This window comes from Geomonas diazotrophica, assembly GCF_018919385.1.
GTDB classification, from domain to species: domain Bacteria; phylum Desulfobacterota; class Desulfuromonadia; order Geobacterales; family Geobacteraceae; genus Geomonas; species Geomonas diazotrophica.
Genome location: NZ_JAHLMF010000017.1, coordinates 70,785 through 83,144, shown reverse-complemented (window position 1 = coordinate 83,144; position 12,360 = coordinate 70,785). Strand labels below are relative to the sequence as shown.

Annotated in this window: 9 protein-coding genes; 3 read left to right on the top strand and 6 right to left on the bottom strand. The window is 64.4% G+C overall.

The window, feature by feature from the left end; all coding sequences use genetic code 11:
* Positions 1 to 129 precede the first annotated feature (129 nt).
* Together KOM00_RS17640 and KOM00_RS17635 are read right to left on the bottom strand one after the other, a co-directional pair.
* Entirely contained in the window at positions 130 to 900 is a 771-nt protein-coding gene (locus tag KOM00_RS17640) for a DUF5020 family protein (RefSeq protein ID WP_216500244.1), read from the bottom strand.
* 339 nt (positions 901 to 1,239) lie between these two features.
* Positions 1,240 to 1,599: a CZB domain-containing protein gene (locus KOM00_RS17635; RefSeq protein ID WP_216500243.1), complete on the bottom strand. Its 360-nt coding sequence runs from the start codon at positions 1,597 to 1,599 to the stop codon at positions 1,240 to 1,242.
* 392 nt (positions 1,600 to 1,991) lie between these two features.
* On the opposite strand from KOM00_RS17635, the gene KOM00_RS17630 reads away from it, so the two are divergent.
* The 3 genes from KOM00_RS17630 (at position 1,992) to KOM00_RS17620 (ending at position 5,132) form a co-directional block, all read left to right on the top strand.
* Positions 1,992 to 3,539 (top strand): MFS transporter, encoded by a 1,548-nt coding sequence (locus KOM00_RS17630; RefSeq protein ID WP_216500242.1) that lies wholly within the window; start codon positions 1,992 to 1,994, stop codon positions 3,537 to 3,539.
* Between the two features lie 248 nt (positions 3,540 to 3,787).
* Positions 3,788 to 4,687, top strand: a complete 900-nt coding sequence (locus KOM00_RS17625; protein WP_216500241.1) for a protoglobin domain-containing protein — start codon at positions 3,788 to 3,790, stop codon at positions 4,685 to 4,687.
* Positions 4,688 to 4,904: 217 nt separating this feature from the next.
* Positions 4,905 to 5,132 (top strand): hypothetical protein, encoded by a 228-nt coding sequence (locus tag KOM00_RS17620; RefSeq protein ID WP_216500240.1) that lies wholly within the window; start codon positions 4,905 to 4,907, stop codon positions 5,130 to 5,132.
* Positions 5,133 to 5,186: 54 nt separating this feature from the next.
* Here KOM00_RS17620 and KOM00_RS17615 read toward each other — a convergent pair whose 3' ends face one another.
* The 4 genes from KOM00_RS17615 to KOM00_RS17600 all read right to left on the bottom strand — a co-directional run bounded on the left by KOM00_RS17615 (position 5,187) and on the right by KOM00_RS17600 (position 12,340).
* On the bottom strand, positions 5,187 to 6,425 hold the full coding sequence (locus KOM00_RS17615) for a multidrug effflux MFS transporter (RefSeq protein ID WP_216500239.1): 1,239 nt from the start codon (positions 6,423 to 6,425) through the stop codon (positions 5,187 to 5,189).
* A 56-nt stretch (positions 6,426 to 6,481) separates the two neighbouring features.
* Positions 6,482 to 6,925, bottom strand: coding sequence for a MarR family winged helix-turn-helix transcriptional regulator (locus tag KOM00_RS17610; RefSeq protein WP_216500237.1), 444 nt, complete (start codon positions 6,923 to 6,925; stop codon positions 6,482 to 6,484).
* Positions 6,926 to 7,048: 123 nt separating this feature from the next.
* Positions 7,049 to 8,218: a S8 family peptidase gene (locus KOM00_RS17605; protein ID WP_216500235.1), complete on the bottom strand. Its 1,170-nt coding sequence runs from the start codon at positions 8,216 to 8,218 to the stop codon at positions 7,049 to 7,051.
* Between the two features lie 126 nt (positions 8,219 to 8,344).
* Positions 8,345 to 12,340, bottom strand: coding sequence for a PAS domain S-box protein (locus tag KOM00_RS17600; protein ID WP_216500233.1), 3,996 nt, complete (start codon positions 12,338 to 12,340; stop codon positions 8,345 to 8,347).
* Positions 12,341 to 12,360: the final 20 nt, after the last annotated feature.

Genomic DNA, 12,360 nt, shown 5'->3' with positions numbered 1-12,360 from the left:
AAAGGGGCCGTCGACGTCCCGGCCCCTTCTCCAGTTCCATTGTTTATCGTTGCAGCGCGGCGCGCACCACCGTGCGCCGCCACCGCGACAATTGGCAACTGTCCATTGTCAATTGTCCGTTGTTTCCCGCTACATCACGAACTTGATCATCGCCTGCGGCGCGAACTCGTTCACGCCCTTCACGCCGTACTTGTTATGCCAGTAGATCACCTCGGTGCCCACGTAAATGCCGTTGGGGGCGTCCCAGAACTTGCCCAGGTCGAGGAGCAAGCGGGGCTGCGCGTCGATGTTGAAGGAGAGGTTCCCCTCGCCGCCGGCGATATCGGAGAACCCTTCGAAGATCATGTTGGCCTTACCCACGGCGAAGGGGAGCTGCCAGCAGGGGGTCACCTGGTAGGTGCTGCCGGACTGCTTGGGATCGTTGCGCACGTAGACGTTGAGGTCGGCGAAGTTGAACTTGGGGAGGTTCAGGCTGAGGCCGACGCCGTACAGGTAGTTGCGGAAGCCCTGACCCATCTCGAGGGTGCCGGCGACCAGGACGTCCTTCACGAAGGGTGCGGAGAGGTCGCGCCCGGTGATCTTGCCGAGGGAAAGTCTCGGGGAAAGCTCGCCGTAGATCCCGGTGTTGTCCTTCTCGGTGTTGGTCACGTCGAAGAACAGGAAGGTGTCGCCGTACTTCCAGGCGTTGGCATGCTCGACCGTGACGGTGGACTGGGTGCCCTGGGTGTGCGCGTAGGGATTCTTGAACTGCCCCCCCCACAGGTACTGGATGTTGGTCTCATTCCAGAGGGTCACGCCGGCTTGTGCCTCTTCGGCGGCAAACGGTGCCAGCAGCAGGGCGGCGAGGGCCAGGACTTTCAACCCGGTGGACAGGGCGCTACGGATCGATCTCTTCTTCAAGGTGCTCTCCTTTGTGGTACATGCTGACTACCTGGCGGTAGCTGAAAAACGCACTACAGGGGGATTGTCAACGGCGCGGGAACGGGCACAGCGCTGCCGTGACGGACAGCGGGGGCCGCACCATATCGGTCGACAACATGGGCACTCTTTCGGGGAAAGTCGCAGGCTGGGGGTGGTTTCTCTGCTAAAGGGGGATGCAACGCAGGAGACGAACCGCTGCGCCCTTACGGGCGCGTTCACCTTGTCAAACGTTTCCGCTTCAAAAGCGGCGTAAAGCTAGCACGTTTTTCGGCGCAGTTCACCTTTTTTTGATCTAATTAAACAGACCATAAAAATTGGTCAGACCATATCTCGCCATCTCATCAGCGTTTCCATGAGCTTGTTGGAAGCCTGCTGGAATTCGCCATCGTACTCCATCAGCCTCCGGGCCTCCTCGGTCTTTCCCTCGACCGCCAGCCCCGCCACCTTGCATGCTACCTGGTGGAACTCACCGTGGAGTTGCTTGACCTGCTTGTAGAAGGAGGAAGAACTGTGGCGGGACGAAAAGGAGGTGTCGTAAAACCACTTGCCGAACTGGCAATCGGTCTCGGTGCAGGGGCCTTTGTGGTCTTCCAGCTGTCCCTTGCTGATCAAGTCGTTGAGCTTGAACTTGTACATGGCATGTTCAGTGATCGCGTTGTTTATCTCTTGCTTTTCCATTACCATACCCTCTCAGACTGGTTTGGTTTGCTATGAAACGCGTTCCCGCACCGATCGTACCGATGGCTTGTCGCGGTCACGCCCCTCCTCTCGTTTTGCGAGCATCCGAAGGGAACAGCAACTTCTATTCCAAAAACAAGATGTCTGTCCCGGCGCTACTCCATCCGGCGGCCCCGATGACTTTTCCTACTGTAATCATTAGCAAAAACGAAACCGCCACCCCAGCGCCCGCGCCTCAATATTAATCCAATCTAAACAACAAGTTAACGGCCTCTGGGTCATTTGGCGCACCGGCGGCCACCCCGCCGCCACGCCTCCCCCACCTGCAGCGACATTCACCTTGCAAAGACCGTTCTGCTATGGCAATTTTGGGCACTCAGGAGATGACCCCCATGAATGCAAACAAACCGAGGCTCGTTGCCGCCGGCGACATCAACGCCTTCTTCGGTCTCATGCTGGACAACATGTCCGGCCTGGTGATCATGGCCGGGATCCTCACCGGCGTCTTCGGGATGCCGCGTGAACTGGTCCTGTCCCGGATGCTCCCCGGCAGCGCGGTCGGGGTTCTCCTGGGCGACCTGCTCTACTCGTGGCTCGCCTACCGCCTGGCCCGCCGCACCGGGCGCAGCGACGTGACGGCGATGCCCCTGGGGCTCGACACCCCCTCGACCTTCGGCATGGCCTTCGGGGTACTCGGCCCCTGCTTCCTCGCCACCAGGGACGCCCACCTGACCTGGCAGGTCGGCATGGCGACCATCGTGCTCATGGGGGCCTTCAAGATCGCCGTCTCCTTCTGCGGCCCCGCCTTGAGAAGGAACATCCCCCGGGCCGGACTTCTCGGGAGCATCGCCGCCGTCGCACTTTTATTGATCGCCTACCTCCCCTTCCTGAAGCTCTTCTCCTCGCCGGTGGTCGGCTTTCTCTCGTTGGGCATCGTCTTCATCTCGCTGTTGGCCCGCTTCCGGCTCCCGCTGCGCCTCCCCGGCGCCCTCGCCGGGATCATGAGCGGTACCGTCGCCTATTACCTGTTGGGGAGCCTGGGACTCCTCCCGGGGGGCGTCCATCCCCTCCTGGCGGCAGCGCAGCCAGCCCTCTACCTCCCCCTCCCCACCCTGGAATTCCTCCCGGGGATACCGAGGGCGCTCGCCTACCTGCCGCTGGCCATCCCCTTCGCGCTGGCCACCGTGGTGGGGGGTGTCGACGTCACCGAGAGCGCGGCGGTTGCGGGAGACGAGTACAACACCCGGGACATCCTGCTGGTGGAGGGGGCCGCCACGCTTGTGGCCGGGTTGTGCGGCGGCGTGATGCAGTCCTGCCCCTACATCGGCCACCCCGCCTACAAGGACATGGGGGGGCGCGCCGGCTACACCATCGCCACCGCGCTCTTCATCGGCTTTGCCGCCGTCTCCGGCTACCTCTCTTTCTTCGTCGGGCTCCTCCCGGAGGCCGCCGTCGCTCCGATCCTCATCTTCATCGGCATCGAGATCACCGCGCAGGCCTTCGAAGCGACGCCCAAGCTGCATTACCGCGCGGTAGCCATCTCCTTCATCCCGGTGATCGCCTGCCTCACCACCATCGAGTTCGGGCAGATGCTGGCCGGGCTGGGCAAGAGTTCCGCCGACCTCACCGGCGATCTCCTGGCCACCTGGCAGGCCACCATCATCCTCGGCAACGGCTTCATCGTCACCTCGCTCCTTTGGGGCGCCGCCTTTGCCAACGTGCTGGACCACCGCCCCGGCAAGGCCGCCGTCTACCTCCTTCTCTGCTCGGCGCTGTCGCTTTGCGGCATCATCCACTCCCCGCTTCCCTCGGGCGCGATGTTCTCACCCCTCGCCCCGCCCCACCCCATCGTGTGGCACCTGGCCGCCGGCTATGCCGTCATGGCCCTCTCCTTCTGTCTCCTCTCGCTGCTGGGCTCCCCCTCCGCCGCGCGGGAATGACCGCACCCGCTCACCGCGGCGCCAACGGGCAGTTCCCGCGGTCCGGATCCTTTCGTCCCCCCCTGCCGGATGGGGAGCGCCCGCTTCACGCACGACAAAAAAGCCGTCCCTGCCGGGGCGGCTTTTTGCTTCGGGGCAGGCGCGTATACGGACCTGGCAAAAGGTGTGGTGTGTGCTAGCATTGATTGCCGTCTGACCGACAGCTAATGGATCAGGATGCGCGAAATACTGTCTCAGGAGAACCATTGATGCTTACCATGCAGGAAATAAAGAACCACTATTACTTCTCGGATACAGACGCCGAAATGCTCAAAGAGCTTTTTCCCCTGGCGCAGACGAACAGTGAGGCGATGGTCGAGGAATTTTACACCTACCTTCTGAAGATCCCGGAGACCGCCGTCTTCCTGCGCGACCCCAAGGACCTGGCGCGGCTTAAGAGGACCCATACCGAGTGGTTCCTCTCCCTCTTCTGCGGCCGCTACGACAACGAGTACATGCTGACCCTGCAGTCGATCGGGCAGGCGCACGTCCGCATCAAGGTGAGCGCCCACTACGTGAACGCCGCCATGAACGTGGTGCGCCGCTTCCTGATCGAGATGCTGCAGGCCAACTTCCCCGACATCTCGGTGCGCCGCAAGTACCGGATCGCGGTGGAGAAGATCCTCGACATCAACCTCGACATCATGAGCACCTCCTACCAGGAGGAGGAGCTGCGCAAGGTTTTCGTCTCGCACAAGATCGAGTCCAAGCTGATCCACGCCGCCGAGCGCTTCACCTACGGTCTCAACCTGATCCTGGTCATCGCCCTGAGCGGCGTCTCCCTCTCGGTGGTCACCCTCTTTTTCTGGGACCTGGTCCACATCTTCCGGGGCGACTTCGAGAAGGGCATCCTCTCAGCGCTCGGCTCCCTGCTGATCCTGTGGATGATGATCGAACTGATGGACAACGAGATCAAGACGCTCAAGGGGGGGAAATTCAACATCCTCATCTTCATCGGCGTGATCATCGTGGCCCTGATCCGGGAGATCCTCATCTCCACCCTGCGCCACGACGCCCTGGAGACCCAGGCGTTTTTGGCCGGCACCCTCCTCATCCTCGGGATCGTCTACTACCTGGTGGCCAAGAGCCAGGTCAACGGCGCCCACTGACCCGGGCGTTCGGAACCAGGCAGACAAGATGTGAAAAGGGCGGCCCGTTTGGGCCGCCCTTTTTATTTGCTTTAGGTTTGACGCTGTCTGGGCCTGCGCGAGCAGGTCTGGTCCTTCGGGGGAATTGCCTTCGTTACCGCGTCATGCGCAATTGCGTAAATAAAATCGAAGCCGTGCCGATACGGGTACCAGAAAGCAGGAACACGTGGAGCCTTTGATGCACATCTATCATCTCATCGAGTTACGCGAAATCCACCCGCCGGCGCTTACTCCCCTGTTCTACGGCCGCTACCTCGCCGAGGTGCGCCAGGACGGGACCCTCTTTTGCGACAACCACCAGTTCGCCATCGACAGCCCGACCCCGCCCACCCCCGGCACTAAGGTCATGATCTGGTGCAGCAGGGACTACTACTGCTGCCCCACTCAGGATTTCAAGCCCAGCTAGTCCACCCGCCGCAGCTTGCCCGCCGCAATTCGATACCTTGGCCAACCTCCCGGGTCAGGCGCGCTGATGCCCTTTGCTCCTTCCCGCCCCGAGTACCGCGACAAAGCCGAGCGTTCCGCAAAGCGCCATGGTGCCGGTCATGGGAAGTGCGGTGCCGTTGTGGAAGGCCCCCACCAGCGCCCCTCCCGAGGCACCCAGGAGGTACTGGATGGTCCCCAAAAGGGCCGACGCGCTCCCGGCCGCCTTGTCGAAGGGGGCCAAGGCCAGCGCGGTGATGTTGGGGTAGAGCAGCCCGGTCATGCAGAGGCAGACGAAGATGAAGAGCATCTGCAGCGGGAACCCGCCGAAGCCTGTCGCCGTCGCGGCGATCAGCGCGATGCCGGCGCTGCCGGCCACCATGAAGGCGCTGCGGGCGATGGCCGCGGGCGTATAGCGGCGCAAAAGGCGCCGGTTCATCTGCGAAGCGCCGATCAGGCCGCAGGCGTTGACGCCGAAGAAGACGCCGAAGAACTGGGGCGAAAGTCCGTGCAGCTCGATGAAGACGAAGGGCGCGCCCGAGATGTAGGAGAAGTTGACGCCGGCCACGCACCCAAGGGCGACGGCGTAGCGCAGGTAGTGGCGGTTCTTCAGCAGGTGCCAGTACACCTTGGTCATGTCCGAGGCGCTGCGCCGGATGCGCCGCTCCGCGGGGAGCGACTCGGGGAGGGCCAGCGCCGCCGCCAAAAGCGAGGCGAGGCCGAAGACGCCCAGGAAGACGAAGATCCCCCTCCAGCCGCTATAAAGCAGCAGCTGCCCCCCCGCCACCGGCGCCAGGATCGGCGCCAGCCCCATGACCAGCATGAGCAGGGAGAACATCCTCGCCGCCTCGGCGGTGTCGTAGAGGTCCCGCACCACCGCGCGCGAGATGACCATACCCGCTCCCCCCCCGAGCGCCATGACCACCCGCCACGCCAGGAGGCCACCCCCGGTGTGCACCATGGCGCAGCCGATGGTCGAGGCGACGTACAGGGACAGCCCCAGAAGCAGCGGGCGGCGCCTCCCCCAGCGGTCCGCCAGCGGCCCGTAGAAGAGCTGCCCGGCCGCCGATCCGAACAAAAAGGCCGACACCGAGAGCTGCACCGTGCCGAGCGGCACCTTGAGGTCATGGGCCATCTGCGGGAAGGCGGGGAGGTACATGTCGATCGACATGGCGCTGAACGCGGTCAGGGCGCCGAGGATGAGGACGAAGACGGTCAGCTGGCGCCGGGTCATCTCGGTCGGGTGGATCGTTGCTGCGGTTTTGGCGAAAACCATCGGTACAACCTCGCTTGGCCGAAAAGTTGTTCAATACAACTATCGGGTCAAAAAAACTACTGCAAGTTGCGGCAGGCGCGGCGCAGGACATCGCGGCAGATCTCGAGTTCCTTCGCGTCGATCCCCTGCTGTGCCTCTTCCAGGATGCCGCGCGCCAGGGCGGTGGCCTGATCCATCAGCTCCTTGCCGCGGTCGGTCAGGTAGAGCAGCCGCTCGCGGGCGTCGCTTGGGCTCGGCAGCCTGGCGATCAGTCCTCGCTCCTCGAGCCCGGCCGCGAGGCGGGCCATGGTGGTCTTGTCCTTGGCCGTCTTCTCCGCCAGCGCTCCCTGGGGGAGCCCGTTGCAGTCCCAAAGCTGCACCAGCAGCGAGTACTGCTCCGAGGTGATCGTCATGCCGTTTTGCTGCAGCACCGCGGTGAAGCGCCTGAGCACGATTCTCGAGAACCGGGAGGCCAGGTGCCCCAGCGACTTGTCCAATCTGTATTCGGTCAGGGTGTCCATATAGTTGCACTCTACAACTTCTTTACCGTCCCTGTCAACCGTCCGGCACGCCGGCGAAAAAAAAAGCCGACCGCGAAGAGGTATCGCGGCCGGCCTGGGTGCTTCGACCCGTGACGGGTTCTGTCAGTAGTCGGTGAACAAAAGGAGGTTCGGCGATTTCTTGCCCGGGTTCCCCACCACACCCGGAGTCGCGTTCCCGGTCAGGGCGGCGGCGACGCCGGCAGGGGTGGCGGCGGGGTTTGTCTGCAGGTACTGCGCGGCGACGCCGGTGACGTTGGGGGTGGCCATCGAGGTCCCGCTCAGGGTGGCGGTCGCGGTGTCGCTGCTGTACCACGAGGAGGTGACGTTGGAGCCGGGCGCGAAGAGGTCGAGGCAGGCGCCGTAGTTGGAGTAGGAGGCACGGGCATCGCTGGAGGTGGTGGCGCCGACGGTCAGGGCCGCCGGAACGCGGGCCGGCGAATACCGGCAGGCGTCCTGCTTGCTGTTACCCGCGGCTATGGCGTAGGTCACCCCGCCGTTGATGGAGTTGCTGACCGCACTGTCCAGGGCGGTGGAAGCGCCGCCCCCAAGGCTCATGTTGGCCACGGCCGGCAGCTTCTTGTATTTGGTGACCCAGTCCACGCCGGAAACGACGCCGGAGATGGCACCCGAGCCGGAGCAATCGAGCACCCGCACGCCGACCAGCGCCACGTCCTTGGCCACGCCGTAATGCGAGCCGCCGATGGTGCCCGAGACGTGGGTGCCGTGCCCGTTGCAGTCCTGGCCGTTCCCCCCAAGCGCATCGTAGCCTATCGAGGCGCGGCCGCCGAACTCGGTGTGCGAGGTGCGGATGCCGGTGTCGATGACGTAAGCGGTCACGCCGACGCCGCTGTTTAGGTAGTTGAAATAGCCGTCGAGGGGAAGGGCGCGCTGGTCGATGCGGTCCAGGTTCCAGGTCGAGACGGCCTGGGAGACCTCGATGCCGATGGAGACCGCCTGGTCCTGCTCGATGTATTCTACGTTGGGGTTGTGGCGCACCCCCTGCAGGGCCTGGTCGGGGAGCGTCGCCGCGAATCCCTGCAGCGCGTCGGTGTAGAGGTAGTGCACCTTGCCTCCCAGCCGGCCTGCCGCCTGCACCGCGGCGCTCACCTGCTGTCCGGGGCTGCCGGGCCGGAAGACGACGATGTAGCGCCCGGGGATGGCCCGCTCGGCGCCCACCCCGTAGATGGGGGCGGGATCGTCGGGGGCCGCTGCCGCAACCTGCACCAGGGAAAGTATGCCCAGAAGAGCTATGCCAAACGGTATCCTAGTCATGAGGGGCCTCCTGCCAATTGGTCGTTGCTGCTGCGCCTGTCGAGGCGCATCAGATCAGCCAAATATAGAACCCGGTATGCTTTTTCTCAATAGGCCTTTTCCACCATCTGCGCTGCATTCCACCCCTTACCCGTCCAGCATCTCGCGCACCTTTCTCAAAAGCTGTACCGGCTGCACCGGCTTGGTGATCAGCTGGATCCCCTGTTCCAGGATCCCGCGCCGCTCCATGAAATCGGAGGTGTACCCGCTGGAATACAGGATCCTGGTTCCCGGCTTCAGCTGCACGATCTCCACCCCCGCCTCCATGCCGTTCTTCCTGGGCATGATGAGGTCCATCACCACCAGCGCGATGCTGTCGCGGTGCGCGGCGAAGAGATCCACCGCCTGCTGGCCGTCCGCGGCCTCGATGACCCGGTAGCCGAACCTGGTGAGGACGGTCACCAGCAACCTGCGGACCTCCAGGTCGTCCTCGGCCAAAAGCAGTGTTTCGGTACCGCCGCACGGCGGCGGGAGCTCCACCTGCCCGGTCGGCCCGGTCGTGACGTCCTTTACCAGCGGCAGGTAGACCCTGAAGGTCGTGCCCCGCCCCGGCTCGCTGTAGACGTTTATGAAACCGCCGTGCTGCTTGACGATGCCGTAGACGATGGCCATCCCCAGACCGGTTCCCTTGCCGACCTCCTTGGTGGTGAAGAACGGCTCGAAGATCCTGTTGCGGGTCGCCTCGTCCATACCGGAGCCGGTATCGGTCATGACGACGCAGGCGTAGCTTCCCGGCTCGCGGTGTCCGAACTGCGTTTCGGTCGGTTCCTCCACCTCCACCACCTCCGCCTCGACGGTGAGCGATCCTCCCTTGGACATCGCGTCCCGGGCGTTGGTGGCCAGGTTGATCAGCACCTGCTCGATGTGCCCGCTGTCCGCGATGACCGGCAGGTCCGGCTCGGCACAGGGCACCACCTTGAGGGTGATGTCCTCCCCGATGATGCGCACCAGGAACCTCTGCACGTGCTGCACGATCTCGCAGAGGTTGACCCGCCTGGGCTCCATGACCTGCTTCCTGCTGAAGGCCAGAAGTCCCTTGGTGAGCTGCGCCGCCCTCTCGGCGGAGACGAGGATCTGCTCCACCTCCCCCTTTTGCCGCTCGTCCAGCTTGGGGTCCGCCTCCAGCAGCGAGCAGTACCCCATGATCACCTGCAGCACGTTGTTGAAGTCGTGCGCCACCCCCCCCGCCAAAAGCCCCACCGCCTCCATCTTCTGCGCCTGCCGGAGCTGCTCTTCCAGGCGGCGCTCCGCGGTGATGTCCCGCACCGTGGCGATCGCGCCGATGATCTCCCCCTGCGCGTCACGCAGCGGAGCGCGGGTGTCCGTCGCCCATCCCGAGCGCCCGGTCTGTTCCACGGAGAAGCGGAAGTCGATGGACCTCGATTCCTCCCCTTCGAGCGACTTTTTCAGCATCGCCACGATGCCGCTCTCCTCGAGGGAGGGGAGGAGCTCCTGCGGGTGCCGTCCCAGGATGTCCTTCGCCCCGATCCCGGTGAGCTGCTCCATGTACGGGTTCCAGACCTGGCAGCGCAGCTCCCGGTCGTAGACGATGATCCCTTCCTGGGCTCCCGCTATGATCTGCTGGTTGAACTGGCTCGCCTCGAGCAGCGCCTCGTCCGCTTTGAGCTTGGAGAAGGAGATGGCGATGTAGTCGATCAGGTCCTCGTACAGTGCGACCTTCTCTGCGGACATGAGCCCCGCCGCCCGGTCGCTGAACTGGAAAAGGCCGATCTGCCTGCCGTTGGCCCGAAACGGGATCAGGGCGAACGACTGGAACCCTTCGACATGGCAGCGGCTTCCCGCGGTCCCCGGCGGGACCGCTATCCCGTTCGAGGTCCAGTAGCTGCCGTGCGGGGTGCCCCCGTCGGAGTCGCCTAAAAGTCCGGTGATCACGTCGCCGCACAGGCAGCGCAGCGCCGAACGCCCCTGGGCGTCGCGGTACCACAACACGTCATCCGCCCCCAGGAAGTCCTCCGGCACCCCTATGGTCTGGTAGTAGGGGTAGTCGTCCCCCGAGCGCAGGCGGATGCCGATGGCACGGCACCCGGTGAGCTCGCGGAAAAACCGCGCCGTGCGCGACATCAGCTCGTTTAGGTTCTGGGCCTCGTTGCAGATGCGCAACAGCTCGACCGTCGCGTTGCGCCGCATCTCCTCGCGCTTTCGCGCCGTGATGTTGCTGCAAAGGGCGACGAAGTAGCCCCGCTCCACGCTGTAAAGCGACACCGCGTACCACTGCTCCAGCGGGGGAACGAAGGTCTCCAGGTGCTCCGGCTGTCCCGTCTGCGCCACCCGCCCGCAGGCCTCGAGCAGGTCGGCGTTGCTCTCCCGCACCCGCGGAATCACCTGCGAGACCCGCTTGCCGACCAGGTCCTCGAGTCCGGTCAGCTGCAGCAGGGCGCGGTTGACGTTCAGGAAGACGAAATCGTCGGCCGATCCCGAATCGTCCCGGACCATGCGGCAGGAGGCGAACCCCTCCAGCATGTTCCGGAACAGCTGCTGGTAGTCCTGCTTGCTTTTTTGCAGCGCCCGCTCGGCCTGTTTCTGAACGGTGACGTCGTTGAGCATGACCAGCAGAGATGGGGCGCCTTCCAGGACCACCACGTCGGCGGAAAAAAGGACGTCGATCACCTCCCCCGATTTCCGCTTCAGCTGCAGTTCCTGGCTGAAGCCCTGCCCCTGCCGGATGGTCGCCACGATCTCCTCGCGCGTCCCCTCGTCGAGGTAGATCCCGAGTTCCAGCGCGGTCCGCCCGACCACCTCTTCCCGCTGGAACCCCATGAGCCGCAGCCAGGCCGGGTTCACGTCCAAGAGCCGGCCGTCATCGACGGCACCGATGCCGATGGCCACCGGCGCCTGATCGAAGATGGTTCTGAACCGGTTTTCGCTGTCCCTGAGAGCGGCCTCCGCCTGTTTGAGCTGGGTGATGTCCACCAGCGTCGAGAGGATGACCCGCTCCCCTCCCACCGAGAGAAGTTGCGAGGAGAGCTGGGCCACGAAGGTTTCCCCGTTCCTGCGCAGGAACTGCTGTTCCCATCCCCGCAGCGTGCCGGTGCTCCGCAACTGCGCCAGAAAGCGCTGCACCGCTTCCGGGTCGGGCCAGATGTGCCGCCCGGACATGCCGATCGCCTCTGCCCTGCTGTAGCCGGTCAGGGCCTCCCAGGTCTCGTTCACATCCAGGAACACCCCGTCCTCGAACCGGCTCAGGGCGATGGCGGCCGGGTTCCCGGAAAAGGCACGGGAAAATTTCTCCTCGGACTTAAGCAGGGCCTCTTCGGCCTGGCGCCGGTCGGAAACGTCCTGAAGCACCGCGAGGATGGAGTTCGCGCGGCCATCGGAGCCGCGCAGCAGGTTGAGGGTGGCTTGGCAATAGACCGACGCGCCGTCGCGCCGCAGCAGGCCAAGCTCCGTCTGCACCGCGCTCCGCCCGCTTTGCCCCAGGCTCCTGAGGCTCTCCCGGCAGGTGTCCCGGTCGGCCGGATGGGTCACCGCGACCAGGTCCGTCCCCAGCAGTTCAGCTTCCCGATAACCGGTCATGCGGCAGAAGGCGGGGTTGACCTTGAGGAACGCGCCGCTCTCGGGGTCCAGCCGGGCCTCCCCAACGCTCGACTCCATGAACATGATGCGGAACTGCTCCTCCGTTTCCTGAAGCCGTTCCTGGGCCAGGCGCCGCTCCATCTCCAGGAGCTCGATGCGCGCCTCGCGCAGCTCCGCCTCGGAACTGGTCGCCAGCGCCCGCGCGTCCGTCTCGCCTTCGCGTGCCTGCTGCAGGCGCTCCTGCGAGAAGCAGAACAGGAACCCCATGACCACGAAGACCAGGACCGAAAAGAGGTGGCTTCCCTGGGGAAGCAGCAGCGAGAAGCGCGGCGGGATGAAGAAGTAGACGATGAGCAGCGCGGAGATGATGGTGGCGGCGCCCCCCCCCTTTTTGCCGGCCAGGCGGGCGCTGAAATAAGCGGCGGGGTAGAAGAGGAGGTAGGCGAAAGGCTGCAGGAAATCCCAGAGGAGCAACTGCACCGCGCAGGCCAGAAATGGAAGCAGAAGCGCCAGCGCGACCTTCGCATTCTTTTTTGGCACTTCGTCCACCCTCTCCTCCTTCAGTGCAT